This window comes from Thiomicrorhabdus hydrogeniphila, from assembly GCF_054656895.1.
On sequence record NZ_BAAHXL010000001.1, the window covers coordinates 1,010,453 to 1,035,642 of the forward strand.

General features: G+C 37.8%; 25 protein-coding genes. 17 read left to right on the forward strand and 8 right to left on the reverse strand.

The features are described 5' to 3' along the window. Positions 1-13 precede the first annotated feature (13 nt). From flhA to ACYQ0E_RS04475, 8 genes are all read left to right on the forward strand, one after another. Positions 14-2,107, forward strand: coding sequence for a flagellar biosynthesis protein FlhA (gene flhA, locus ACYQ0E_RS04440; RefSeq protein WP_460187042.1), 2,094 nt, complete (start codon positions 14-16; stop codon positions 2,105-2,107). A gap of 43 nt (positions 2,108-2,150) precedes the next feature. After that, positions 2,151-3,284 carry a flagellar biosynthesis GTPase FlhF gene (gene flhF, locus ACYQ0E_RS04445; protein ID WP_460187043.1) on the forward strand — a complete coding sequence of 378 codons (1,134 nt, stop codon included), beginning with the start codon at positions 2,151-2,153 and terminating at the stop codon, positions 3,282-3,284. Further along, positions 3,274-4,149, forward strand: coding sequence for a MinD/ParA family protein (locus ACYQ0E_RS04450; protein ID WP_460187044.1), 876 nt, complete (start codon positions 3,274-3,276; stop codon positions 4,147-4,149). The genes flhF and ACYQ0E_RS04450 overlap by 11 nt, the downstream gene beginning before the upstream one ends. A 19-nt stretch (positions 4,150-4,168) precedes the next feature. After that, positions 4,169-4,894 (forward strand): RNA polymerase sigma factor FliA, encoded by a 726-nt coding sequence (locus ACYQ0E_RS04455; RefSeq protein ID WP_460187045.1) that lies wholly within the window; start codon positions 4,169-4,171, stop codon positions 4,892-4,894. Positions 4,895-4,953: 59 nt separating this feature from the next. Next, positions 4,954-5,349, forward strand: coding sequence for a response regulator (locus ACYQ0E_RS04460; RefSeq protein WP_460187046.1), 396 nt, complete (start codon positions 4,954-4,956; stop codon positions 5,347-5,349). Positions 5,350-5,389: 40 nt separating this feature from the next. Next, the gene (locus tag ACYQ0E_RS04465; protein WP_460187047.1) at positions 5,390-6,058 is read left to right on the forward strand and encodes a protein phosphatase CheZ; all 669 of its coding nucleotides are present in this window, start codon (positions 5,390-5,392) and stop codon (positions 6,056-6,058) included. 153 nt (positions 6,059-6,211) lie between these two features. After that, a complete protein-coding gene (locus tag ACYQ0E_RS04470) occupies positions 6,212-8,269 on the forward strand; it encodes a chemotaxis protein CheA (protein ID WP_460187048.1) in 2,058 nt (685 codons plus the stop codon). A gap of 10 nt (positions 8,270-8,279) precedes the next feature. Then, positions 8,280-8,774, forward strand: a complete 495-nt coding sequence (locus ACYQ0E_RS04475) for a chemotaxis protein CheW (RefSeq protein WP_460187049.1) — start codon at positions 8,280-8,282, stop codon at positions 8,772-8,774. 91 nt (positions 8,775-8,865) lie between these two features. Here ACYQ0E_RS04475 and ACYQ0E_RS04480 read toward each other — a convergent pair whose 3' ends face one another. The 5 genes from ACYQ0E_RS04480 to ACYQ0E_RS04500 all read right to left on the reverse strand — a co-directional run bounded on the left by ACYQ0E_RS04480 (position 8,866) and on the right by ACYQ0E_RS04500 (position 11,774). Further along, a complete protein-coding gene (locus tag ACYQ0E_RS04480) occupies positions 8,866-9,177 on the reverse strand; it encodes an EscU/YscU/HrcU family type III secretion system export apparatus switch protein (RefSeq protein WP_460187050.1) in 312 nt (103 codons plus the stop codon). A 110-nt stretch (positions 9,178-9,287) separates the two neighbouring features. Then, positions 9,288-9,560, reverse strand: a complete 273-nt coding sequence (locus ACYQ0E_RS04485) for an STAS domain-containing protein (RefSeq protein ID WP_460187051.1) — start codon at positions 9,558-9,560, stop codon at positions 9,288-9,290. 37 nt (positions 9,561-9,597) lie between these two features. Continuing rightward, positions 9,598-9,957, reverse strand: coding sequence for a response regulator (locus ACYQ0E_RS04490; RefSeq protein WP_460187052.1), 360 nt, complete (start codon positions 9,955-9,957; stop codon positions 9,598-9,600). A 70-nt stretch (positions 9,958-10,027) separates the two neighbouring features. Further along, positions 10,028-10,552, reverse strand: a complete 525-nt coding sequence (locus ACYQ0E_RS04495; RefSeq protein ID WP_460187053.1) for a chemotaxis protein CheW — start codon at positions 10,550-10,552, stop codon at positions 10,028-10,030. Between the two features lie 175 nt (positions 10,553-10,727). Then, on the reverse strand, positions 10,728-11,774 hold the full coding sequence (locus ACYQ0E_RS04500) for a flagellar hook-length control protein FliK (RefSeq protein ID WP_460187054.1): 1,047 nt from the start codon (positions 11,772-11,774) through the stop codon (positions 10,728-10,730). Positions 11,775-11,993: 219 nt separating this feature from the next. On the opposite strand from ACYQ0E_RS04500, the gene ACYQ0E_RS04505 reads away from it, so the two are divergent. The 3 genes from ACYQ0E_RS04505 to ACYQ0E_RS04515 all read left to right on the forward strand — a co-directional run bounded on the left by ACYQ0E_RS04505 (position 11,994) and on the right by ACYQ0E_RS04515 (position 15,515). Continuing rightward, the gene (locus ACYQ0E_RS04505) at positions 11,994-12,821 is read left to right on the forward strand and encodes a CheR family methyltransferase (protein ID WP_460187055.1); all 828 of its coding nucleotides are present in this window, start codon (positions 11,994-11,996) and stop codon (positions 12,819-12,821) included. A 73-nt stretch (positions 12,822-12,894) separates the two neighbouring features. After that, entirely contained in the window at positions 12,895-14,007 is a 1,113-nt protein-coding gene (locus tag ACYQ0E_RS04510; protein WP_460188698.1) for a protein-glutamate methylesterase/protein-glutamine glutaminase, read from the forward strand. Between the two features lie 263 nt (positions 14,008-14,270). Then, positions 14,271-15,515 carry a methyl-accepting chemotaxis protein gene (locus ACYQ0E_RS04515; protein WP_460187056.1) on the forward strand — a complete coding sequence of 415 codons (1,245 nt, stop codon included), beginning with the start codon at positions 14,271-14,273 and terminating at the stop codon, positions 15,513-15,515. A gap of 131 nt (positions 15,516-15,646) precedes the next feature. Here the strand turns inward: ACYQ0E_RS04515 and ACYQ0E_RS04520 are convergent, their stop codons facing one another. Continuing rightward, positions 15,647-15,913: a hypothetical protein gene (locus tag ACYQ0E_RS04520; RefSeq protein ID WP_460187057.1), complete on the reverse strand. Its 267-nt coding sequence runs from the start codon at positions 15,911-15,913 to the stop codon at positions 15,647-15,649. Between the two features lie 91 nt (positions 15,914-16,004). Here ACYQ0E_RS04520 and ACYQ0E_RS04525 point away from each other — a divergent pair, with 91 nt between their 5' ends. Continuing rightward, a complete protein-coding gene (locus ACYQ0E_RS04525; protein WP_460187058.1) occupies positions 16,005-16,331 on the forward strand; it encodes a YqfO family protein in 327 nt (108 codons plus the stop codon). A 235-nt stretch (positions 16,332-16,566) separates the two neighbouring features. On the opposite strand, the gene bamJ is transcribed toward ACYQ0E_RS04525, so the two are convergent. Together bamJ and trxB are read right to left on the reverse strand one after the other, a co-directional pair. Further along, complete coding sequence (bamJ, locus tag ACYQ0E_RS04530) at positions 16,567-17,268, reverse strand: BamJ family beta-barrel-assembly machinery protein (RefSeq protein WP_460187059.1); 702 nt, start codon at positions 17,266-17,268, stop codon at positions 16,567-16,569. Positions 17,269-17,553: 285 nt separating this feature from the next. Continuing rightward, positions 17,554-18,501: a thioredoxin-disulfide reductase gene (gene trxB, locus ACYQ0E_RS04535; RefSeq protein WP_460187060.1), complete on the reverse strand. Its 948-nt coding sequence runs from the start codon at positions 18,499-18,501 to the stop codon at positions 17,554-17,556. A 329-nt stretch (positions 18,502-18,830) separates the two neighbouring features. On the opposite strand from trxB, the gene ACYQ0E_RS04540 reads away from it, so the two are divergent. The 5 genes from ACYQ0E_RS04540 to gcvT all read left to right on the forward strand — a co-directional run bounded on the left by ACYQ0E_RS04540 (position 18,831) and on the right by gcvT (position 25,133). Further along, a complete protein-coding gene (locus ACYQ0E_RS04540) occupies positions 18,831-21,347 on the forward strand; it encodes a DNA translocase FtsK (protein ID WP_460187061.1) in 2,517 nt (838 codons plus the stop codon). Positions 21,348-21,395: 48 nt separating this feature from the next. Beyond that, a complete protein-coding gene (lolA, locus tag ACYQ0E_RS04545; RefSeq protein WP_460187062.1) occupies positions 21,396-22,034 on the forward strand; it encodes an outer membrane lipoprotein periplasmic chaperone LolA in 639 nt (212 codons plus the stop codon). Further along, positions 22,034-23,428 carry a replication-associated recombination protein A gene (locus tag ACYQ0E_RS04550; protein WP_460187063.1) on the forward strand — a complete coding sequence of 465 codons (1,395 nt, stop codon included), beginning with the start codon at positions 22,034-22,036 and terminating at the stop codon, positions 23,426-23,428. The genes lolA and ACYQ0E_RS04550 overlap by 1 nt, the downstream gene beginning before the upstream one ends. A gap of 140 nt (positions 23,429-23,568) precedes the next feature. Continuing rightward, entirely contained in the window at positions 23,569-23,952 is a 384-nt protein-coding gene (crcB, locus tag ACYQ0E_RS04555) for a fluoride efflux transporter CrcB (RefSeq protein WP_460187064.1), read from the forward strand. 41 nt (positions 23,953-23,993) lie between these two features. Further along, positions 23,994-25,133, forward strand: a complete 1,140-nt coding sequence (gene gcvT / locus ACYQ0E_RS04560; protein WP_460187065.1) for a glycine cleavage system aminomethyltransferase GcvT — start codon at positions 23,994-23,996, stop codon at positions 25,131-25,133. The last annotated feature ends 57 nt before the right edge of the window (positions 25,134-25,190 follow it).

Below are 25,190 nucleotides of genomic sequence, written 5' to 3' on the forward strand. Positions count from 1 at the left end.
ATGTAATCCGTTAATGAACTTTACTCAACTTATCAATAAAGCTAAAACGAGTCTCTCGAGCAGTTTAGGTGTACCCATTGCGGTTTTGGTTCTGTTGGGTATGGTTACTATTCCGCTTCCCCCATTTTTATTAGATATATTTTTTACATTTAATATCGCTCTTTCATTAGTCGTATTAATGGTTACTTTGTATGCCAAAAGACCATTAGATTTTGCGGTTTTTCCAACCATTATTCTTTTAGCAACCCTCTTTAGACTTTCTTTAAATATAGCCTCCACTCGAGTAATTTTGCTTGAAGGGCATACAGGTGCAGCTTCAGCGGGTGAGGTAATTGAAGCATTTGGTGAATTTGTTATCGGCGGAAATTACGCTGTCGGTTTGGTTGTATTTGCCATTTTAGTCGTAATCAATTTTGTGGTTATTACTAAAGGTGCGGGTCGTGTGGCCGAGGTTTCAGCACGTTTCACATTAGATTCAATGCCAGGTAAACAAATGGCAATTGATGCAGACTTAAACGCGGGTTTAATTACTCAAGAAGATGCTCAACTAAGACGTTCTGAGATTGCTACAGAAGCTGAATTTTATGGTTCAATGGATGGGGCAAGTAAATTTGTTCGTGGCGATGCAGTTGCAGGGATTATTATTCTCTTCATTAACCTCATTGGTGGTTTTGCCATAGGGGTTGGACAACACGATTTATCGTTTGGTGATGCCGCTCAGGTTTACACCATATTAACATTGGGTGATGGATTAGTTGCTCAAATACCTGCTTTATTACTCTCTACTGCCACTGCAATTATTGTGACCCGTGTTACGGGTGGTGATAAGAAAGACATGGGTGAGCAAATTCAACTTCAAATGTTTGCAAATCCAAAGGCATTGGCTACTGCTGCCGGTGTAGTAGGTTTTTTAGGATTAATTCCTGGTATGCCTAATATTGCTTTTTTAGCTTTTGCTAGTGTGGCTGGTGGCGGCGCATTTTTGATCTTTAAGCAGAATCAAAAATTAGAAGAGGAGCAAAAGCCAATAGAAATACCCGAAGAAGTAGATACCAGGCCTGCTGATTTAAGTTGGGATGATGTACAAAATGTTGATGTTTTGGGGTTAGAAGTTGGTTACAGACTTATTCCTATGGTTGATCAAGCACAAAATGGACAGCTTTTAGATCGTGTAAAAGGGGTTAGAAGAAAAGTTTCTCAAGAGTTAGGTTTCTTAGTTCCGCCGGTGCATATCAGAGATAATCTTGATTTAAAACCAAATCAATATCGTGTCATGTTAATGGGTGTTTCTTCAGGTGAGGGCGAGGTGTTTCCTGATAAAGAACTTGCAATTAATCCGGGTCAAGTTTTTGGCGAAATTGCAGGTGTTCAAACTAAAGACCCAACGTTTGGTCTAGATGCGGTTTGGATAACTCCATCAGATCAAGATCAAGCTCAGGCACTTGGTTATACGGTTGTTGATGCCAGTACCGTTGTAGCAACCCATGTTAGTCAACTTATTCAAGATTATGCTTTTGATTTATTAGGGCATGATGAAGTACAAAAATTACTTGATAAGCTCAAAAAAGTGTCGCCTAAGTTAGTTGAAGAGCTGGTGCCAGATAGGCTTTCATTAGCTATTTTAGTCAAAGTTTTACAAAATTTACTGCAAGAAAAAGTCTCTATACGAGATATGCGTACTATTTTAGAAACGCTCACTAAAAAAGTAGATACCACAAAAGATGCAGCAGAATTAACCATATCTGTTCGCACGGCTTTAGGGCGATCTATTATTCAAGATCTTGTTGGTCAAGATGAGGAGCTTAAAGTCATTACATTAGAGCCTAGTTTGGAACAGTTATTGCTCCAAGCTACTCAAGGGGCTCCCGAAGGTCAACTTGCAATTGAACCAGGCTTGGCAGAACGTTTGCATAGTACATTAAAAGAAGAATCACAAAAGATGGAAATGTCTGGTCAATCAGCGGTTTTACTGGTCGCTCCGCAAATACGAGCACAGTTAGCTAGGCTATTTAGATACAGTTTACCCAGCTTGACTATATTGGCTTACTCAGAGGTGCCAGAAAACCGACAGATTAGTGTGGTTGCTAGTGTAGGGCAAGGAGGATAGGTTGAAAATAAAACGATATTTTGCTCCTAACATGCGTCAAGCTATGAACCTTGTCAGAGAAGAACACGGTGATGATGCGGTTATTTTATCGACTAAAGACACTGGTAATGGTATTGAAATTGTGGCGGCTTTAGATCCAGATTCAAACCAGAACCAACAAACAAAACAAAGTACAGCAGGGAGCACATATAACGCGCCCGACATGCCACAAAACCAGTTTAATGCTTCGTCAATACAGCAAGAAAATCCTGATATTAGCCAAATGGCAGAAGAATTAAAAGCGGTTAGAGCTATGTTAGAAAACCAGCTTTCTGGTTTAGCTTGGAGCCAAACAGAACAAAATGACCCTGCACGAATTGATTTAATTAAACGTTTAGTTAAATTAGGCGTAGGTTGGGATTTAAGTGAAAAGTTAGTTAATGGATTACCACACATAAATAACCAGGCCTGGTCAGCAATATTAATGCAAATGGAAGAACAAATTCCGACTGCAGATAGAGACATTATTGACCGAGGTGGTATTTTTGCACTGGTGGGGCCAACAGGTGTTGGCAAAACCACGACCATAGCAAAAATTGCCAGCCGATTTGTTATGCGAAATAGCCCTAATGAACTAGCATTAATCTCTACCGATTGTTATAAAATTGGCGCTCAAGCACAGTTAAAGACGTTTGCAGATTTAATTAATGTACCTGTGCATGTAGCCAAAACACAAGGTGAGTTATATGCTTTGTTAGCATCTTTATCGCATAAAAAATTAATATTAATTGATACGGCAGGTACCAGTCAGCGAGATTTACAGCTATCACAACAAGTAACTTCGGGGCACGAAGGCGCTGTAACCGTTAGAAATTATTTAGTCATGTCAGCGGCAACTCAGTTATCGGTTATGAAAGATGTCGTAAAATCATTTGGCCAAGTGGTTTTACAGGGTTGCATCTTGACCAAAGTTGATGAGGCCGTACAATTAGGTAATGTGCTTACTGTTTTAATTGAAGACCAGTTGCCTATTGCCTATTTATCAAATGGGCAAAGAGTGCCAGAGGATTTAGAATCGGTGAGAACCAGAGAATTTATTGATCGATTTATTGTATTAGGTCAACAAAATAAAGAACATAATAAACATGAGCAAGCCTTCCGATTGGGAATGGGAAAGGAGGTTTCAGATGCTCAATGATCAGGCAGCGGGATTACGTGCAATGCAAACAAATAAAACACCTACAAAAAGCGGTACGCAACCCGTTAGAGTCATTGCAGTAGCCAGCGGTAAAGGTGGCGTTGGTAAAACGAATGTTTCTGTTAATTTAGGGGTCTCTTTATCTAAATTAGGTCATAGAGTTTTGTTGATGGATGCCGACATGGGCTTAGCCAATGTTGATATTATGCTCGGCTTGCAAACCAAATATAATTTGTCCCATGTACTTGATGGAGAAAAGACTTTACATGAAATTATAGTTGAAGGTCCTGGTGGGTTAAAAATTATTCCGGCGGCGTCAGGTGTACGCAGAATGGCACAATTAAATGCAATGGAAAATGCAGGAATTATTAATGCCTTTTCAGAACTAAGTGATGATCTTGATATTTTGATTGTGGATACCGCTGCAGGTATCGCCGACAGTGTAATTAGTTTTTGTCGCGCCGCGCAAGAAGTTGTTGTTGTGGTAACGGATGAGCCAGCTTCAATTACCGATGCTTATGCTTTAGTTAAGGTATTGAGTAGAGATTATCAATTGAGTCAGTTTAGATTATTAGCAAATATGAGTAAATCACAGGCACATGGCAGACAGCTTTATGAAAAGTTTGCTAAAGTTTGTGAGCAGTTTTTAGATGTTAGTATCGACTTTTTAGGAACGGTACCTTTTGACCACGATTTAAGAGAATCTGTACAAAAACAAGTTCCTGTAACAGTTTATCGTCCTAATAGTATTGCATCACAGTCATTTAACCAAATGGCAAAACAAATTGAAAGATGGCCTGTCCCTAAAGGGATAACAGGTTATTTGCAGTTTTTTGTTGAAAACCTGTTTAATTCAGGGCACTAAGTAAGGTGGCAAAAATAGCATGAGTGGTACACACGTTTATGAGCAGGTTCAAAAACAGTCAAGTAATGACTTACTTGATTTAGAGTCATATTTGCCATTAGTTAAGCGTATTGCTTATCATCTTAAAGGGCGATTGCCCGATAGTGTGTTTGTAGATGATTTAATTCAGTCAGGTATTATCGGTTTGATTGAAGCTATGCAAAAATTTAATGCCAATCAAGGTGCCAGTTTTGAAACCTATGCTGGGATTCGTATTCGTGGTGCCATGCTTGATGAAATGCGTAAAGGTGACTGGACACCAAGATCTGTTCATAGAAAATCAAGAGAAGTAAGTGGTGCTATTCAACGTGTAGAATCCAGAGAGGGCCGTGAAGCTAAAGATAGTGAAATAGCTCTTGAAATGGGGGTAGAGATTGAACAATACCATACGATTCTTCAAGACACTAATTCCGCACAATTGCTTTCTATTGACGAACCAGATCATGAAGAACTTTCTGAAGGTAAAATTATTGGCAAAAGCCACACGCCATTTGCAGAGCTTTCAGAAAGTGGTTTTAAAGACGCTTTAGCGAAAGAAATAGGTAGTTTACCTGAAAAAGAAAAGCTTGTAATGGCGCTTTATTATGACGAAGAACTTAATCTTAAAGAAATTGGAGAGGTTCTTGAGGTTAGTGAATCCAGAGTTAGTCAGATTCACAGTCAAGCCATTAAACGAATTCGTTCAAGAATGACTGATTGGATTTGATTGTCTAATGTTACAAAACCTTCTATGCACCTATCCTTATAGAAAAGAGAAAAATTTCCGTGCAAGTTAATCAAGAAATAAAAATTTTGATTGTAGATGATTTTTCTACCATGAGAAAAATTGTCAAAGACTTGTTGTCAGAACTTGGTTTTTGTCATTTTGATGAGGCATTCGATGGCGAAAATGCCTGGCAAAAGTTAAATGAACACAAATTTGATTTAATCGTTAGTGATTGGAATATGCCAAATATGAGTGGCGTTGACTTATTAAAAATGGTTCGTAACAAAGACTCTTTAAAAGACATTCCATTTATCTTAATTAGTGCAGAAGCAAAGCGCTCACAAATTATAGAAGCAACCGATGCTGGTGCCGATGGCTATATTGTAAAACCTTTTACCGCCGACATATTGAATCAAAAAATTCATAGTATTTTTAAACAAAGAGAAAACCACTAAGTTTTTAGTGAATATTTATACCTTTTAAGGAGCAGCCAATATGCCAACCTCAAACCACATTGATCTTAATCAAGCCAAGCTGCTTGTTGAAGCACTTGAAAGTAATGATCATGAGCAGGCTGCAAAATTAATTGATGAAATGACCAAAATTAGAGAGTCAGAACTATTTCAACAACTGAATGTATTAACGACTAATTTACATCTAACACTTGATGAAATTGACGGTGACTCACTGTTAATGCAAACCAAACATGATATACCCGATGCAACTGAACGTTTAGAGTATGTGATACAAACCACAGAAGAAGCGAGTAACCAAACTCTTGATGCTGCAGAGCAAGCTCTGCAAAGTGTAGACAAAATCTCTGAAATGTTAGCCAGTAATGATATGCAGCAACTTCAAGAAGAACTCAATAAAGTGAGTGAAGTTTTAACCAACATTATGTTGGCACAATCGTATCAAGATTTAACAGGCCAGGTCTTAAACCGAGTTATTTTAGTGATTAGCTCACTTGAACATAGCTTAATTCAATTAATCGAAAACTCAGGTCATGACTATCATGCAATTCCTGATCGTGCAGTAAATAATGATGAACAAAAGTCTAAAGAAATGCACGGTGTCGGGCCTAATGTCACAAAAAATTCTAAAAAAGACATCGTAGAATCGCAAGATGATATAGATGATCTATTAAGTGATTTAGGTATTTAAGACCTAAATTTCTTATTTTAAACTTCTTTGCCTTTTTCTTTCTCATCCGAATTCTATTTGTCAGTCCTAAATGGCATAAGGATTGCTTTTACTTGAATATTATTGCGGTGCTTTAAAAGGCATTGTGTCCAGAATAGCCAAGAGGTAAAAGCTGTGGATGAAGAGATTTTACAAGACTTTTTAGTTGAAGCATCGGAACTGGTTGACCAACTTAATGAACAGTTGGTCGACCTAGAGCACTCACCTAAAGATTCCGATTTACTCAATGCAGTTTTTAGAGGTTTTCACACCGTAAAAGGTGGGGCAGGCTTCTTAGGCATTACTCCTCTGATTGAAGTTTGCCATAGAGCAGAAAACGTTTTTGACAAAATCCGTAATGGTGACGTTGACTACGATGCTGTGGCAGCCGATGTTATCTTAAGAGCATTTGACGTAATTAGTGATTCAATTGAATTATTAAGTGATGGCGAACGCGAATTACCTGAAAATGATCCGAAATTGCTTATCGAACTAGATGCGCTGACCAAAAAAGGGCAAAGTTTGCCTGAAGCGCCTATTGAAGAACCTAAAAAAGAAGAAGGTCTTCATCTTGCAGAAGGGGTTGATCCTGATGGGGATATGACTGATGAAGAGTTTGAAGCATTATTAAATCAGCGTGATAACAAGGCAGAAGAATCTGTAGAACAACCATCTCTTCATTTAGCAGAAGGTGTTGACCCTGATGGGGATATGACCGATGAAGAGTTTGAGGCCTTACTAAACCAAAGAGATATGTCTGGTTCAGCCGAAAAAGAAACTACGCAGGAACTTACTCTTGCAGAAGGGGTTGATCCTGATGGCGATATGAGCGATGAAGAGTTTGAAGCACTTCTAGGCCAGCGTGATAGTTTAGAAGCTGAAATTTATGGAACAGAACCTGAACCAGAAACATCAATACCTCATATAGAACCTAAAATTGAGCCCAAAGTAGTTGAGGCACCCGTGGTTCACGCTCAAAGCCAACCTAAATCGGCCATGCAAACAGAAGCCAAAGCGCCAGCAAAAAATAATACAGAATCTACCGTTCGAGTTGATACCAAACGTTTAGACGAAATTATGAACTTGGTTGGTGAGTTGGTATTGGTGAGAAACCGTTTACTCACGTTAAGAGGTGGCGAAGCAGATATTGAAGCCATCTCAAATGCAGTGGGCAACTTAGACCATGTAACAACCGATTTACAAGCTTCAGTTATGAAAACTCGAATGCAGCCTGTTAAAAAAGTCTTTGGTCGCTTCCCTCGTGTTGTACGTGATTTAGCAAGAAAATTAGGCAAAGAAATTGATCTGGAATTACGTGGTGAAGAGACAGATTTAGATAAAAATTTGGTTGAAGCCCTAGCAGATCCTTTAGTGCATTTAGTTCGTAACTCGGTTGATCATGGTGTAGAGATGCCTGAAGATAGGGTGGCTGCCGGTAAATCTAAAAATGGAACGGTTGTGCTTTCTGCTCAACAAGAAGGTGATCATATTTTATTATCTATTACTGATGATGGTAAAGGCATGGATCCTGACATGTTGCGCCGTAAAGCAGTAGAGAAAGGCATGATGGATGAAATGACAGCCAATCAATTGGATGATAAATCGGCTTTTGAGCTTATTTTATCGGCTGGATTTTCAACGGCAGAACAAATTAGTGATATATCTGGCCGCGGCGTAGGTATGGACGTGGTCAAAAATATGATTACCAAGCTTAATGGTAGTATTGATATTCACTCTGTTTTAGGTCAAGGTACAGAAATCAGTATTAGAGTGCCTTTAACGCTTGCTATCTTACCAACCTTAATGGTTTCTTTTGATAACGATAGTTACGCCATTCCACTAACGAGCGTGCAAGAAATTTTTGATTATGATAGTAGTAAAACCAATAAGATTGATGGTTCAATGATGGTTAGGCTTCGAGAGCGAAGCGTTCCGTTATACTTTTTATCCGATTGGCTAGCACCAGGTTCGGTTAAAGATGATTATCGAGGTGATAAGGTTATTATTGTCTCAATTGGAAACCAGCGTGCAGGTTTGGTGGTTGATCAAGTAAATGGTCAAGAAGAGGTGGTGATTAAGCCATTAGGTGTTGGTTTAAAACATGTATACGGCTACGCAGGAGCAACCATTACAGGTAATGGTAATATTGCTCTTATTTTAGATTTACCAGGCGTTGTTCAACGTTTTCAGTAAGGAGAAAAAAGTGGCATTAGCTAAACAATCACTTTCATCTACCTCGCGTGGTGCGCTTGCTTTAGATGATGAAGATGAATATAACGGGCCGAGTGCACGCTGTGTTTTATTTACGTTAGAAAATGAAATTTATGGTATTCAGGTAAAAAAAATACGTGAAGTGCTAAGAGTTGGTACGATCCGAAAAGTAGCGGGTTCAGATCATAATATTCTTGGTGTAATTAATGTGAGAGGGGTCATTGTTACTGTTATTGATGCACGCGTCATGTATGGCATGCCCAGTAAAGAAATCAATGATTTATCTCGTATTATTATTGTTGAGTTAGACGACGAAAAAACAGTTGGAATGCTTGTTGATTTTGTTATGGAAGTAAAAGATATCCCAGAAAATAAATTTGAAGCTTTGTCGACGACTAAAGATCATACTTCACCTTATATTCAGGGAATAGCCCATTTTGAAGATAATGTTATTATCTTAATTGATGTTGATAATATGTTTATGTAACCCTTATTCATTACATTTAAAACCCTTATTTAGCTTAGTTTAAAATGACTAAGTTAAATAAGGCTTTTTTATCGTAATCAAAAATTAGGTTTTATTCGGATTGTGTTTCAGGCTGGCTTTTAACGTTGTCTAATGGTGATTTGCCACTAATTTGATATGCAAAGATAAGCACTTGAGCAACGGCTTCATAAAGTACTTCAGGTATTTCTTGGTCAAGCTCTACCTGGCTAAGAAGATTGACTAAATCAGCATCCGTTTGAATAGGGATATTATGTTTTTTTGCCGCTTTAATGATTTCTTCAGCAACATAACCTCTACCTTTTGCCGTTACTTTAGGCGCGCCAGAACCTTGGTATTCTAATGAAACAGCAAATGAATCAGATAAGTTTTTCTTTTGAGACATATTTACCTTTAGAACAAATGAATACGAGTAAAAGTTTTAGGTAATAAAAATACGGTTGTGAAAAAAGAATATAAAAAAACGGCTTAAAGCCGTTTTTTATTAAATAAAGATTAGATAGAGAGTTCTTGTTTAATGCCGAGTTTTTCAGCACCGGTTTTTAATACGTCTGGAACATCTTGCCAGGTTATGCTTTTGCCATTACTTACGGCAGTCTGTACTAAAACAAGTAAAGTTTGTAGGCCTGAGGTATCTACATTTTCAACGGCAGAAGCACCCATGATAATTTCATCGTCTATCTCATTGAATTTTGTATTTAACTCATTGAAATGACTTTCAATATGATGAATGGTTAAGCTTTCAGGAAGTTGAATTATATTACTCATATTTACCTCGGCACTCTATATTAAATTGTTGAGTGAATTACAATACTCGGTTAATAACAGATAAAAGCTTTTCTGGACTAAATGGTTTTACAATCCAACCTGTTGCACCGGCTTCTTTACCTTTAGTTTTCATGTCACCAGATGACTCAGTCGTTAAACAAAGAATCGGTGTGAATTTAAAATTAGGCATAGCGCGTAATGCTGTAATAAGTTCAATACCATTCATATTTGGCATATTGATATCTGTAACGATTAAATCAAATTGATTTTGTTGAGCAATACCTAAAGCTACCGCGCCATCTTCAGCTTCAGTAACGTCATGCCCCGCAGATTTAAGCGACATGCTTACCATTTGTCTCATCGATTTAGAATCATCAACAGCTAATATCTTTGCCATCTTAATACTCTCACTTTTAGATTAATTTGTTATTTGGATGTTTGCTAATTGCCGTTTATTATACATACGGCTATTCAACATTTAAGGCTTTTTTAATCGATGCAAGGATGCCATCGTTAATTAATTGATCAACATGAAGAACAATAAGCATTTTGTCTGAAACCGTGGCTAATCCATTAACATAGTCTGTATGAATTGTGCCAGACATTTCAGGTGCAATTTGCAGTTCCGACTTGTTTAAAGCGTATACATCAGATACGCCATCAACAACTAAACCAATAATTTTTTGTGATCCACTGTTATCTTCAGAGCGTACAATGATTACCACTGTAGAATCATTATAGGTCACATTTTCTAAGCCAAAGCGTACTCGCAAGTCAACAATGGGTACCACTGAACCACGTAGATTAATTACCCCCATGACATAAGCAGGGCTATTTGGTATGGCTGTGGTCTTTTCCCAACCTTTAATCTCTTGAACTCGCAAGATATCTACACCGTATTCTTCAGCGCCTAATACAAAACTCAAAACTTGATCGTCAACCGATTCGTTTTGTTCAATGTGTTCTTGAATGGCATCCAAGCTGTTTTCCATGTTGGTTGTCTCTCTTTGGTTAGCCTATTTTTAACAATTAAAATAAACATGTCTGTTAATTTAATTGTTGTAAGCAGATCAATATAAATGTTACAGGGATTCACCACTGTACAGTAATAATCGACTTTTAATCTTTTCTTGAAACAAGCAATAACGTTGCCAAAAAGGATGAAAATTAGATTTTGATATCGATTAAGGCCATTTTTTTGGTTTTATCTGTTTTGACGGGTTTATTTACCGCAACTTGCAAAGTGTTAAGGGTGAGGTCTTCAATTTGCAGGGATTGTTTTAGTAAGTTCATGTTTTGTTCAACGTTTTCTTTTAGGTCGTCCGTTTCAGTCCAGACAAAGCAGTCGAGCAGATTGTCGCTATTTAAATTCAGCTTAACGGATAGCATACCTTGAGGGAGGTTTAAATCAATATAGGCTTCCCATTTTTCTTCATCTTTTTGTTCTGATTTTCTAATTTCAACACTGTCATTGTGTGTACTTTTGTGACGTTCAAATGGCAGTTCTAAAGGTGTAATATTTGGATTCTCAAACAATTGAACCTGCTGTACAGTAATGCGACTTAACGCTTGGTCTAATAAAGTGGATAATTTACCAATACTGGCATTATTTGACTGTTGTTGAATAGTGCTAACTTGTTGTTGTAACTGTAAAATTTGTGCTTTAACATCTTGCTTGAATGATGGGGCGGTAGCCGATTGGTTTTTACCAAGTTTAGCTTCTAAAAATAGTCCACTGTCCATTAACTTTTGTTTTAACCACTGACCATTTACATCTTGTTGGTTTTTAGTGACAGAGTTTATCAGCTCTTGTACCGATGTTTGCAAACTAGGCGGCAAAGATTGCAATAAGCTTATTTGTTGAAAAACTTGAGTAACAGGAGACTGTAATGGAATAAATTGCCTATATGCTGATTGCACAGTCTGAGAAATATTACTGGAATTGGTTGCTTGAACGGGTTTATCAATAATAGTGAGTTTTAATTCAGGTGTTACTTGGCTTACTTTAACTTGTACAGAACCAGATTCTTGAATAGGCGTTTTGGTTGTTGCCAATAACGTTTGACTACCAATGGTTAATTGAACTTGAGTACTATTTAAAGGCTGAATGTTAGCAGTAAGCGTTTGACCTACCTTTAATAAACTATCAATAGAATTACCAGGCCTGGTCGTTAATAGTGCATTTTGAGCTGTATTGTTGACTATAGTAACCATACTGACCTTAAACAGATAAATAAGCGTTATTCAATTATAGAATGAGAGAGTCGTTTATATAAACAATATTTACTCCAATATGGTAAATAACCCTATCAATAGTGTTTTATATAATCGTTACCAAGACTAAAAAGGTACAATAAAAAAGCATAATCGAGCAACTAGGTTACTTTTTTGCTTAATTAGATTATATCTACTTTATATAGAGTATCAAAACCAATGAGCGAACGTGAATTTGACTTTAAAGACAGCGATTTTAATCGTGTAAAAAAGATTGTGTATGATTATGCAGGGATTGATTTAAACGAATCTAAAAAAAATCTAGTGTATAACCGCTTATCAAAACGAATTCGATTTTTAGATATGCACACCTTTACAGAATATTTAAGCTATGTTGAAGCGCAAGGTGAAGCTGAATTTGTACACCTTATTAACGCCATTACCACGAATTTAACCTTCTTTTTTAGAGAAAATCATCATTTTGACTTTCTTGCAAACACCGTTTTACCAGGCCTGGTAAAAGCAAACCAAGCTAAAAAGAAAATAAGGATTTGGTCAGCAGGCTGTTCAACAGGAGAAGAGCCGTATTCTATTGCCATAACTTTAAAAGAATCTATACCGCAAGGGTGGGACGTTAAAGTGATTGCAACCGATTTAGACTCAAATGTTGTAGAAACGGGTAAGGCGGGGGTTTATAAAATAGACCGCTTAAAAGGGGTCAGTGAAGAACGCAAAAAACGATGGTTTTTAAAAGGTTCTGGAGCTCAAGAAGGGTTTGTAAAAGTCAAACCTGAGTTACAACGCATTATTGAATTTGGCCAATTAAATTTAATGGAAGAATGGCCTATAAAAGACGAAATTGATGTAATATTTTGTCGTAACGTGGTTATTTATTTTGATAAACCGACGCAGAGCCGATTATTTAAACGATATGCTGATCGTTTACCTAAAAATGGCCATTTATTTATAGGGCATTCAGAATCACTTTATAAAGTAAGTGATCAATTTGAGTTGCTTGGACAAACCATTTATAGAAAAATATATTAATCTCATTCGTATGAGATGACCACAATAGCAAGATAAGCTTTCTATTTCAGTAAGCATTAAAAGGATTACAGTGATTACGCCCATTAAAGTCTTAATTGTTGATGACTCAGCTTTAGTCAGAAAAATGTTACAAGAAATGTTATCAACAGACCCTATGATAACCGTCGTTGGTACGGCATTTGACCCGTTTGATGCACGAGAAAAAATAAAGCAACTGCGTCCAGATGTATTAACCTTGGATGTTGAAATGCCCAAAATGGACGGCGTTACCTTTCTAAAAAATCTAATGCGGTTGCACCCTGTACCTGTGGTTATGGTTTCTACCTTAACGGAAAAAGGTGCTGATGTTACCTTTGAAGCTATGGATTTAGGGGCGGTAGATTTTGTAACAAAGCCTAAATTTGATTTGGTTAATACCTTTGAAGATTACACGCTTGAGATTTGCAGTAAAGTTAAAACAGCCTCTCGAGTCCGCCGTTCTATGCTAGAACAGCAGTATGCACGTTATGTTGCAAGACAAACACAAAAACCTGCTGTGGCCACATTGAATACACCATCAAGAAGCAGTATAACAAGCCAAGCAAAAGCGACAGCCGTAGTAAAATCAAATGGTAGACATAGTACCAAAATTGTTGCTTTAGGCGCATCAACAGGCGGTACAGAGGCCATAAAAGAAGTACTAAGTCGTCTGCCGGCAAACGCCCCAGCTATTCTAATTACTCAGCATATTCCGGCGGCATTTAGTTTACCTTTTGCAAAAAGAATGGATTCAATCTCAGAAATGACCGTGCATCACGCTGAAGATGGTTTAGAAATTCATCCAGGGCATGTTTATATTGCCCCTGGTGATAAACATTTGGTGATTGCCAAAAGTGGTGCTGGTTTAATATGCCGCTTAGATGATAGTGATCCGGTTAATCGCCATAAACCTGCCGTTGACGTAATGTTTAAAAGCGTTTTACAGAATATAGGGGCAAATAGAGCAATTGGTGTTCTATTAACAGGAATGGGAGCCGATGGTGCTGTAGGATTAAAAGCCCTAAAAGACAGTGGTGTACCAACGATTGCCCAAAATGAAAAAACCAGCGTTGTATGGGGAATGCCTGGAGAAGCTGTTAAAATAGGGGCTGCAGTTGATGTTCTTCCACTAGATAAAGTTGCTGCAAGAATTATGGAACTTGCCTAGTTTTTTACTCTTAACCATTTTTATTGTAAGTACAGGAAAAGCACATTTAGATATTCCCATAAAGCCTATGAAAACTACGCTTTCATAGGCTTTTTTACTTTATAAATAGATGAATTTATAGTAAATGGTTTAATCATTGTTTTAAACAAATGATTAAAAAAATGCTTGGCATATTAAATGCTTTAATAGCGATAACAACATTTAACTATCCGTTGTTTAAGGGGCTTTGAGTCTCTTAAATAGACAAATTAAGGAAAAATCTCATGCTTGATGTCATAAAAACATATTGGCTAGCCTGGTTAATCACGTTTATAGGCGTGATTTTAGGCTTTATGGACATTCCCTTTATAGGGAGCATAATGCTTTTACTTGTTTCAATTGTTTGGACACTGCAAGTGGCAAAACTTGCCCAGTCAGCAACTCAGGTTCCAGCTATCCAAGAGGTTGCTGTTCCTCGATCGCTGAGCTCATTTTCAAAAGAGCCTTCAATTAGTGTAAAAACGGTTGATGAGTCAATGCAGCTTATTATGAATGATGTCGATACCGTTATTGAACAAGAAGTTTCAGTGGTCGGCGAAGAGTTAATTCAAGTTAAAACCTTGGTTGCAGAAGCTATTGATACGCTTAATGGAAGCTTTTCTGGATTACATGAACAAACGCAAGCAGAATATCAGTTAGTGGTTTCATTGTTAGATAATCTTGGGGGTGGAGAAGACTCTAATGAGATGAGTATTCAAAAATTCTCAGCTGAAATTAAAGTGGTTTTACAGTATTTAATCGATCTGCTTACCAATGCCAGCCAGCGTAGTAATGAAACCGTATCTAAAATTGATGAAATGGTGGTTCAAATTGAATCAATTTTCCATCTATTAGAAGATGTAAAAGGTATTGCAGACCAAACAAATTTACTTGCATTAAATGCCGCCATAGAGGCAGCACGAGCAGGTGAAGCTGGTCGTGGGTTTGCCGTGGTAGCTGATGAAGTGCGCAAACTTTCTTTAAACTCTAATGTACTTAATGATCAAATTCGTAAACAAGCTGAACAGGCACGCGTTACTGTTGACCAAGTTCGCAATATCGTTAGTGAGACAGCAAGCAAAGATATGGAACACGCTGTTTCATCACAAAATAAAGTGAGCACTATGCTTGGTGATCTTGAAGAAATGAATGGCGGTATTTCATCTAAATTGGGCGATGTATCAGGTATGATTTCTGAAATTGAGCACAGTGTATCTAATGCCGTTCGTTCTTTGCAGTTTGAAGATATTGTAAGACAGCTAGTAGAGCAGGTAATGAGTCATTTAGACAATCTAAACCAATTTTCAAGTGAACTAGGCGAATTTTTATCTGACAATAAAGAAAACCCGGCTCAGTCAGAAGAAGAGTATAAACAACGTATAGAAGAGTTTAGATTACGTTTAAATGAAAAACGTCAAGAGATTGAGCAAAATCGAATGAGCCGTGTTAATACTGAAAGCATGGATGAAGGTGAAATTGAACTGTTTTAATGCTTAAAATTAATTGAAAGATTTTACGCTATTGAACAGACAGTTTTGAATTTGTTCAATAAGAAATCCCCATATTAACGTATTAATATGGGGATTTTTTTTGCATAGATTTTATACTGAGTTCAAGTAGTTTAAGAGGCCATGTTGCCCATTTGATTGTTCCAAAGGCTGCCAAAAATTAAACTAAAAAGAATTCCTGTAGCAAATACCACGTACCAGTAACGGCGTAACTTAATAGCGTATTCGCTTTCATCATCTGGACGGTCTTTAAAGAAAACAAGCATAAATCCAACGGCAGAAATAAAACCGGCAATATTGGCAAGATAATACCAATCTGTCACCATGGCTGTAATACCTAGAAATAAAATGACGGCATAGGTAACCAGAATTAAGCGCATATTTTTTACCCTTTATAATTAGTATGATTTAAGAATTTGGTTATATTGTAGTTAATTTCTGTAATCTTAAGAAAGCTTTTTAGGAGTAATTATGTATAAAGTGACATTTTATGTACCGGAATCTCATTTAGACTCAGTAAAAACGGCCATGTTTAAAGTTGGAGCAGGGCATATTGGTCATTATGATTGTTGTTGTTGGCAAGTAAAAGGTCAAGGACAGTTTAGACCTCTTAAAGGAAGTAACCCTTTTCTTGGCAAAACAGATTCTATTGAAATAGTGGATGAATTTAGAGTTGAGATGGTGGTGAGTAAATCGAATATTGATAAAGTTATTCAGGCACTAAAAGATGCACACCCTTATGAAACGCCAGCGTTTGATGTGATTACGTTATGCAGTCAATTTATGGAATCGAAATAGTATAGGGTAAACAAAAGGCATATGGCTTCTACGTAACGCATCACAATATAGTAATACTTTTATATTAGAAACTATTGATATGTCTTTCTTGTTAGATTAATATGGGCTTGTTGTTTCATTACAACACTCCTCTAAAAGAGCTAAGATTGTTCCCCTTATTATGGAACCCCCCAGCTTAAGCAAGTCTTAACTGGGGTTTTTTTTGCCTAAAATAAAGTGAAGTCACTTTTTAGATTTATTTGGCAGGAGCATCATCTTTTGCAAATTGAATTAATTCAATTGTAAATAACAATGTTTTATTTGGCCCAATTGTACGGCCAGCACCTTTTTCGCCATAGGCTAGATTAGAAGGAATGGCAACTTCCCATTTAGAACCAGGTTTCATGTGTTTAAGCACTTCACCCCAACCAGGTATTACATTGCTCATTTGGAACTTCAGTGGTGAACCACGTTTGTATGAGCTATCAAAGATTGTACCGTCAATAAAGCGACCTTCATAATTAGCAAAAATAGTGTCATCTTCGGTTGGAGAACTCCCTTTACCTTTAGTGATGACTTTATATTGAATACCATCTTTTAATGTTTTAACACCGGCTTCTTTAGCGTGTTTGGCTAAAAATTCTTTACCTTCTTTTGCATTAGATTTTCCTTCAGCTTTACGTTCTTCAAGCTGCTTTTGCATCATGCGTTTTTTAACTTCTTCAACGGCATCTTTCATTTCTTTTTCAGTTAAACGAAGTTTATGATTATTTAAAGCGTCTTCTAAACCCAAAGAAAAGGCTTTAACGTCTATATTTAAACCTTGTCGAGTGAAGTTTTTAGCTAAATCAGTACCTAAAGTATAACTAGCTTTTTGATCTGTTGTGGCGAGAGGGTCTGCAGAGAATGCGTTTTGTGATGCAAGTAAACCTAATGATAAAAAAAGAACCTTTTTCATAGAATTGCCTTTGATTTTATATGAAATATTATGGGTTTTAATAATTCTACCCTGTGCTCACACAATTTAAGATGATCACAGGGTAAATTTATTAATGTTTTATTCTAGACTTTGTTACGAGCAGAGTATGAAAGGAGTATGGATAAATTTAAAATGCTCAAGATACAAGTACAGCTCATACTTAAGTTATTAAGCTCAACTGAATACAAATTAGTTGAGTCTTGAGCATTGTTATAACCCGCTAGAGGGGGATGCCTTATTCACGAATCCATTCGTATTAAAGTTTTACAGATTATCTAGATACTTTTCAGCATCTAAGGCTGCCATGCATCCAGAACCTGCTGATGTAATCGCTTGTTTATACATTTGATCCATTACATCACCAGCAGCAAAAACGCCTGGAATTGATGTTTGTGTGGCATTACCTTGTAAGCCGCTTTGTACTTTTAAATAACCATTATCCATCTCTAGTTGGCCATCAAAAATGCTTGTATTTGGCGTGTGGCCAATGGCAATAAATACTCCAGCAACATCAATTTCTTTTGTTTCACCTGAGTGCATGTCTTTTAGGCGTAAACCTGTAACACCCATGTTATCACCAAGAACTTCATCAAGTGTTGAGTTAAACTCAATGTTTATATTGCCGTTGTCGGCTTTTTCTTGAAGGTGTTTTGCTAAGATTTTTTCAGAAGAGAAAGAGTCACGACGGTGAACGATAGTAACTTCTGCAGCAATGTTAGAAAGGTATAAAGCTTCTTCTACAGCGGTATTACCACCACCAATTACGGCAACTTTTTGATTACGATAAAAGAATCCATCGCACGTAGCGCAAGCTGAAACACCTTTACCTTTAAAGGCTTCTTCAGAGTCTAGCCCTAAATATTTAGCCGAAGCACCAGTAGCAATAATTAAAGCATCACAAGTGTATTCACCTGAGTCACCAATCAATTTATAAGGTTTTTGTCCAAGTTCGGCAGTATGAATATGGTCAAATAAAATTTCAGTACCAAAACGTTCAGCATGTTGTTGCATACGAACCATTAAATCTGGCCCTGTTAATCCTTCAGGGTCGCCTGGCCAGTTATCCACTTCTGTTGTGGTTGTTAACTGACCACCTTGCTGCATACCGGTAATCATAACAGGATCTAGGTTTGCTCTAGCAGCGTAAACGGCTGCTGTATAACCTGCAGGTCCAGAACCTAAAATTAATAATTTGCAATGTTTTGTGGCCATAACAATTTCCTTTTATAAAATATGAATCGCTTGTATTGTGAATAAGAACTGAGAAGGTTACACCCTTGATTGCTATGAAATCAAGGTTATATTCAGATTCTCTTATTTTTCTATGCTAAAATTTTAGCAGTTTTTGAAAGCTAAACGAGATAAATATCTGGTTTGTTTTTAAGTATAAAGTGAACTTTATATAAACGGTGTTATGTTCGGTGTTTGGCGGTATAACGGTTTGTTTGTTGTAATAAGTTCGTGCTAAGTGTTACATAATCTAACTAAGGTGCAAGCAATTTTAAATGTCTTTTAAATCAGTAAAACTTCAGAGAAAAACCATGACAGAAAATAGTGAGAAAAGCGCTGACAAAGTCACTACGCTAAAGCGGTTTGGTTGGATTTTAAAAGACGGCGTAGTTTTAAGCTGTATTGGCTTGGCTTTTTTCTTATTTATTGTATTGTTTAGTTTTTCACCGAGTGATTCAGGGTTCGATTCTGCGGGCGAAAGCCAAAAGTTCGCCAACTATGGTGGGCAAACAGGTGCTTGGATTTCTTCTATGTTGCTGTATGTTTTTGGCGTATTTGGCTTTTTAATTCCGTTTGGTATTTTGTTGGCAGGCTGGGTCACCCTTAAAATTAGAACCGGTAATGAATTAGATTATTTACGCTTTATATTAAGTTTATTTGGTTTGTTATTGATGATTACGTCTGGGGCAGGCCTGGCAAATTTATATATGCAACCAGACGCATTAATTGCTCTACCGTACTCTGCCGGGGGCGTTTTAGGTTATGAATTAAGTACAGCTTTAGTCCATTCTGTTGATCTATTAGGCAGTACCTTAATTTTACTGGTGATGTTTGCGGTTGCCTTTAGTATGTTAAGCAGCTGTTCTTGGTTAACGATTATTGAGTTTACGGGCGAAGCAGCGGTTAAAATTTACGATAAACTAACTGGCCTATTTAAAGATAAAGTGATCGAATCCGATAAAGTTAAAGATCGTGTGCAAAAAATTCAAAACCAAGTTAAACAAGGGGTTAGTAACTTAGCCAGCAATACTTCTAATAATGATGCGGCAGAAGCCAGAAAAAAATGGCTAGCCAAAGTACTCCCATCTAAAGATAAAAATTCAACAAGTGCAGCTTCTGAGACATCAAATTCACCCGTTGCTGAAGAAGCCATTCATATTACACCTCTAATTAATGATGAAGCGCCTGTTGCCCAGTCAAAACCCGTTAATCAGACTTCTAATACAACACCTTCTCAGCCTACTAATCTTGAAAATAAACCTGCGCCAGCACAAGGTTTAACAGTTGGTACAAAACAAACGAGTTCAACCGCTACATCCATTATTGAAAAGGCTGAACTTCCAAAATTAGATCTACTTGATATGCCACCAAGTTATGATGAAGGGTTTAGTAAAGATGAGCTAACAGCATTGTCTAGCTTGTTAGAGCAACGACTATTAGAGTTTGGTATTACCGTGCAAGTTGAATCGGTTCAACCTGGTCCAGTAGTAACCCGTTTTGAAATACTGCCAGCACCGGGTGTTAAAGTCAGTCAAATTAACAACTTAGCAAAAGATTTAGCGCGTGTACTTTCGGTACAGTCAGTACGTGTGGTAGATGTTATTCCTGGTAAAGCAGTAGTAGGGATTGAAATTCCAAATGAACAGCGTGAAATAGTTGGTTTTAGAGATGTTTTGGCTTCTGAAGCCTTTCAATCAGCTTCATCACCATTAACCGTGGCTTTAGGTAAAGATATTGCAGGTAAACCTGTGGTAGCTGATATTGGTAAAATGCCACATTTGTTGGTGGCGGGTACAACAGGGTCTGGTAAATCAGTAGGGGTTAATAGCATGATATTAAGCCTGCTCTATAAAAGTACTGCAGAGCAAGTGCGCTTGATTATGGTTGACCCAAAAATGTTGGAACTGTCTGTTTACGAAGACATTCCACATTTATTAACCCCCGTTGTGACCGATATGAGCGATGCCGCCAATGCCTTGCGTTGGTGTGTTTTTGAAATGGACAGACGTTATCAGTTAATGGCCAAACTTGGGGTCAGAAATATTGCAGGCTACAACTTAAAAGTGAATGAAGCCATTGCTAAAGGTGAGCCTATTATTGATCCTCTGTATCAGCAAGCGGCAAATTTTGGTCATGAAATGAGCGAAGCGCCACCTACCTTAGAACCTTTGCCATACATTGTGGTTGTGGTTGATGAATTTGCCGATATGATTATGGTGGTTGGTAAAGAGGTAGAACAACTTATTGCACGTATTGCCCAAAAAGCACGTGCCGCTGGTATTCATTTGATTTTAGCTACTCAGCGACCATCGGTTAACGTTATTACCGGTTTAATTAAAGCCAATATTCCCACCCGAATTTCATTTATGGTCAATACAAAAATTGACTCACGTACCATTCTTGACCAAGGTGGCGCAGAACAGTTATTGGGTATGGGGGATATGCTCTTTATGCCACCGGGTTCAGGTTCGCCAAGACGTGTGCATGGTGCATTTATGAGTGATGAAGAAGTGCATAGAGTTGCGGAGTTTGTTAAATCTCAAGGCAAACCACAATATTTAGAAAGTATTACCCAAGCCAATAATGCTGCAGATGGAAATGGTGGTGCAACAGATGGTGATGCTGAACAAGATGCTTTATATGACGAAGCCGTAGAATTTGTTGTACAAGGTCGTCGTGTTTCAATTTCATCTATACAGCGCCGTTTTAAAATTGGTTATAACCGGGCGGCACGTATTGTAGAAGCCATGGAATCAGCGGGCATTGTTTCTACCGCAGGTTCAAATGGTAATCGAGAAGTTTTAGCACCCAAACCACAAGAGTCATAGGTTTATATAAATCTATTTAAGATACAAAAATATAAAAGGGCTTACACTGTGAAATCAATTTTTAAACTATTTTCTACCGCTTTAATGGCCTGCAGTTTGGCAATAAGTAGTCAAGTTTATGCTAAAGAAAATACAGGCAAAGCATTGCAAGATTATGTAAATCAATTACAAACCTTTAATGCCGATTTTGTGCAAACTCAGCCAGACGAAGAGTTGTTTGAAACGAACCAATCAACCGGGCATTTTGAATTGAACAGGCCTGGTAAATTGACTTGGGAATATTTTCAACCTGAGCAACAGAAAATAGTAGTCGATGGCCGTAATCTTTGGGTTTATGACCAAGATTTAGACCAAGTAACGGTGCGCCCAATTAATGATATTAAAGCCGAAATTCCGTTAAGCTGGTTGCTATATCGTGACCCTATTCAAGATAAATTTACCATTATTGAATCGGGTGACAAAAGTGGTTTGCAATGGTTTAACTTAACACCTAAAGCGCCAACCTATTTTCAAAGTATGGACGTAGGCATGAAAGACGGTGAAATGATTGAAGTGAAAATGTATCAAAGCCCTACGAATGTCACAAATGTAAAATTTAAAAACATTCAATCTAATCAAGTGATTCCATACAAAAATTTTGAATTTAAAATGCCAGAAGGTGCTGACTTAGTAGGTACGCCACAGTAATGTCCGTTTACCAGCCACTTTCTGACCGATTACGCCCCAAAACACTTGAAGAGTATGTTGGGCAAACGCACTTGCTCGGTGAACGACGCGCTTTATCGCGTATGTTAAATTCGGGTCGTTTACACTCTATGGTTTTTTGGGGGCCACCAGGTGTGGGCAAAACCACACTGGCACGTTTAATTGCTTTGCAGTCTGACTTACAGTTTATTAACTTGTCGGCTGTATTAGATGGCGTAAAAGAGGTAAGAGCCGCGGTTGAAAAAGCCAAACTGCACCGCGAGCAATTTAAGCAAGGTACCTTACTTTTTGTGGACGAAGTTCACCGCTTTAATAAAGCGCAACAAGACGCGTTTTTGCCTTTTGTAGAAGATGGTACCTTTGTTTTTATTGGTGCCACCACAGAAAATCCCTCTTTTGAATTAAACAATGCCTTATTGTCTAGAGCCAAAGTGTATGTGCTTAGAGTGCTAGAAGATGATGAACTTGCACAAGTTTTAGAGCGGGGTAGAGAACTATTAGAAGCAGATATTAATCGCGAAAGCGGATTGCAAGATAATAATTCGGTCAGTATTCAGCTAGAAGAAAAAGCCAGAGAACTTTTAATAGAATCCGCAGACGGCGATGCTCGCAGGTTATTAAATAGTTTAGAACAAGCCATGGATTTTGCAGAGTATGACGTAAATGAACATTTACCCGATGCCACTGGTGAATCTACACAAAAATATACCAGTCAAATTGTATTAACCACTGAAAACTGCAAAGAGGTCATTCAAGGTGGCGTTAGACGTTTTGATAAAGGTGGCGAAGCCTTTTATGACCAAATATCAGCACTGCATAAATCCATACGTGGTTCAGACGCAAATGCCGCTTTGTACTGGTTGGTTAGAATGCTAGATGGTGGCGCCGACCCGCGTTATTTAGTCAGGCGTTTAATTAGAATGGCCAGTGAAGAAATTGGTAATGCAGATCCTAAAGCGTTGCAATTAGCGGTAAATGCGGCCGAAGCTTATGAACGATTAGGTTCACCAGAAGGAGATTTAGCGTTAGCCCATGCCGCTAGTTATTTAGCCGTAGCCCCAAAATCAAATGCCGTGTATATGGCATATAAAGCCGTATTGGCCGATATTAAAGAACATGGCTCGCACGATGTACCTTTACATTTACGCAATGCTCCCACTAAATTAATGGTTGAGTTAGATTACGGTCAAGGCTACCGCTATGCACACGATGAACCCGAAGCCTTTGCCGCTGGCGAGTGTTACTTTCCAGACGATATGTTAGAAAAAGAGTACTACCAACCCGCTGATAGAGGGTTAGAAATTAAAATTTCTGCCAAAATGGAACATCTACAAACGCTGAATAAAAATGCGATTTATAAACGCCGTAGCCGATGAATTTAATTTAGTGTAGGCTTTCAAGGTATTATCGATCATAAGGTTACCAGGCCTGCTAAATCTGTTAGAGTGATTTTGAATCATTAAGATATTAATAATTAGTAATCAATAAGTTACAACGACAACAAAAGGTGATAACAATGATAAGTACATGGGGATGGTTTGCAATAGCGATGGGCGGAGCATTAGGCGCCATGTCTCGTTTTGCGGTGTCTCATCAGGTATACCAAATATTTGGTCGAGAATTTGCCTGGGGTACTTTATCGGTAAACGTCATTGGTTCATTTATTATGGGGTTAACCGCTGTTTTATTAGTTGAAAAACTGGCCGTTTCTAACGAATGGCGCGCCTTTATTATGGTGGGCTTTTTAGGTGCATTTACCACCTTTTCTACTTTCTCTTACGAAACCATGCAGTACATTGAAATTGGCGATTTTAGTAAAGCCATGCTCAATATCGGCGTGAGTGTTATCACTTGTTTAGTGGCCGTTTGGCTAGGAATGTTAGCCGCAAAACAATTTTAAGCTTTATGGTTAGGCTTTACCTTTTATAGCAAAGGGAATTTATGTCTTCTGAAACTGAAAACCAAGCTACACACCCTTTAAAGCAAACGGCCTTGTTTGCTTTACATCAATCATTAGGTGCCAAATTGGTGCCGTTTGCAGGTTATCAAATGCCTGTTCAATATACACTCGGCATTAAAAAAGAACACCTTCATACCCGAACAAAAGCCGGTTTATTTGATGTCTCACATATGGGTCAAATTATCTTAAAAGGTTCACAAGCCGCTTTAGCTTTAGAGACATTAGTGCCTGTAGATATTGTTGATTTACCTGCCATGCAACAACGTTATGCCTTATTTACCAATCAACAAGGCGGCGTTATGGATGACCTTATGGTTACTAATGCGGGAGATCACTTATTTTTGGTAGTAAATGCCGCCTGTAAAGAACAAGATATTGCCCACCTAAAACAACACTTAGCAAACCAGTGTGAAATTGAGGTACTTGAAGACAGAGCCTTACTTGCTTTGCAAGGGCCAAAGGCGGCGGAGGTGATGAAAGAATTAGACTCTGACTCAGCCACAATGACATTTATGACCGCTAAAATATTAACCTTAAATGGCATTGAATGTTTTGTAACTCGTTCAGGTTATACCGGTGAGGATGGTTTTGAAATTTCTGTTGCTAATCATCAAGCCGAATCATTAGCCCGTGTTTTGTTAGCTAATGAAAATGTTGAAATGATTGGTTTAGGCGCACGAGATTCTTTGCGTTTAGAAGCCGGGTTATGTTTATACGGCCATGAGCTGAATAACCAAACCACACCCGTAGAAGCCAGTTTACTTTGGGCGTTATCTAAGTCTAGAAGAGCCGATGGTATTAGACCTGGCGGTTATTTGGGCGGTGATATTATTATGCAACAAATAGCCAACGGCGTAAGTCGTAAACGGGTAGGCATTCAAGCTTTGGGTAAAATGCCCGTGCGAGATGGTGCTGAGATTGTTGATGAAAACGATACCGTAGTTGGCACGGTCACTAGCGGTGGCTTTGGTCCCAGTTTTGGTGGCCCAATTGCTATCGGTTATATTGCTACAGATTTAGCACAAGAAAACACAGAGCTTAACGCTTTGGTTAGAGGTAAAAAAGTGCCTGTAAAAATCGTTAAATTAACTTTTGTAAAACAAAATTATTATCGTGGATAAACGGTAACATTCACTGTAATTTGAACTTACCAGGCCTGGTAAATTTAATAAATTAAG

Bases quoted from the DNA above. Each gene is read 5' to 3' on its own strand.
- crcB (WP_460187064.1), top strand. From the start codon at position 23,569: ATGATAAGTACATGGGGATGGTTTGCAATAGCGATGGGCGGAGCATTA.
- ACYQ0E_RS04540 (WP_460187061.1), top strand. From the start codon at position 18,831: ATGACAGAAAATAGTGAGAAAAGCGCTGACAAAGTCACTACGCTAAAG.
- ACYQ0E_RS04485 (WP_460187051.1), bottom strand. From the start codon at position 9,560: ATGAGTAATATAATTCAACTTCCTGAAAGCTTAACCATTCATCATATT.
- flhA (WP_460187042.1), top strand. From the start codon at position 14: ATGAACTTTACTCAACTTATCAATAAAGCTAAAACGAGTCTCTCGAGC.
- flhF (WP_460187043.1), top strand. From the start codon at position 2,151: ATGAACCTTGTCAGAGAAGAACACGGTGATGATGCGGTTATTTTATCG.
- ACYQ0E_RS04450 (WP_460187044.1), top strand. From the start codon at position 3,274: ATGCTCAATGATCAGGCAGCGGGATTACGTGCAATGCAAACAAATAAA.
- ACYQ0E_RS04525 (WP_460187058.1), top strand. From the start codon at position 16,005: ATGTATAAAGTGACATTTTATGTACCGGAATCTCATTTAGACTCAGTA.
- ACYQ0E_RS04465 (WP_460187047.1), top strand. From the start codon at position 5,390: ATGCCAACCTCAAACCACATTGATCTTAATCAAGCCAAGCTGCTTGTT.
- ACYQ0E_RS04495 (WP_460187053.1), bottom strand. From the start codon at position 10,552: ATGGAAAACAGCTTGGATGCCATTCAAGAACACATTGAACAAAACGAA.
- trxB (WP_460187060.1), bottom strand. From the start codon at position 18,501: ATGGCCACAAAACATTGCAAATTATTAATTTTAGGTTCTGGACCTGCA.
- ACYQ0E_RS04505 (WP_460187055.1), top strand. From the start codon at position 11,994: ATGAGCGAACGTGAATTTGACTTTAAAGACAGCGATTTTAATCGTGTA.
- bamJ (WP_460187059.1), bottom strand. From the start codon at position 17,268: ATGAAAAAGGTTCTTTTTTTATCATTAGGTTTACTTGCATCACAAAAC.
- ACYQ0E_RS04480 (WP_460187050.1), bottom strand. From the start codon at position 9,177: ATGTCTCAAAAGAAAAACTTATCTGATTCATTTGCTGTTTCATTAGAA.
- ACYQ0E_RS04490 (WP_460187052.1), bottom strand. From the start codon at position 9,957: ATGGCAAAGATATTAGCTGTTGATGATTCTAAATCGATGAGACAAATG.
- gcvT (WP_460187065.1), top strand. From the start codon at position 23,994: ATGTCTTCTGAAACTGAAAACCAAGCTACACACCCTTTAAAGCAAACG.
- ACYQ0E_RS04550 (WP_460187063.1), top strand. From the start codon at position 22,034: ATGTCCGTTTACCAGCCACTTTCTGACCGATTACGCCCCAAAACACTT.
- ACYQ0E_RS04455 (WP_460187045.1), top strand. From the start codon at position 4,169: ATGAGTGGTACACACGTTTATGAGCAGGTTCAAAAACAGTCAAGTAAT.
- ACYQ0E_RS04500 (WP_460187054.1), bottom strand. From the start codon at position 11,774: ATGGTTACTATAGTCAACAATACAGCTCAAAATGCACTATTAACGACC.
- ACYQ0E_RS04520 (WP_460187057.1), bottom strand. From the start codon at position 15,913: ATGCGCTTAATTCTGGTTACCTATGCCGTCATTTTATTTCTAGGTATT.
- ACYQ0E_RS04515 (WP_460187056.1), top strand. From the start codon at position 14,271: ATGCTTGATGTCATAAAAACATATTGGCTAGCCTGGTTAATCACGTTT.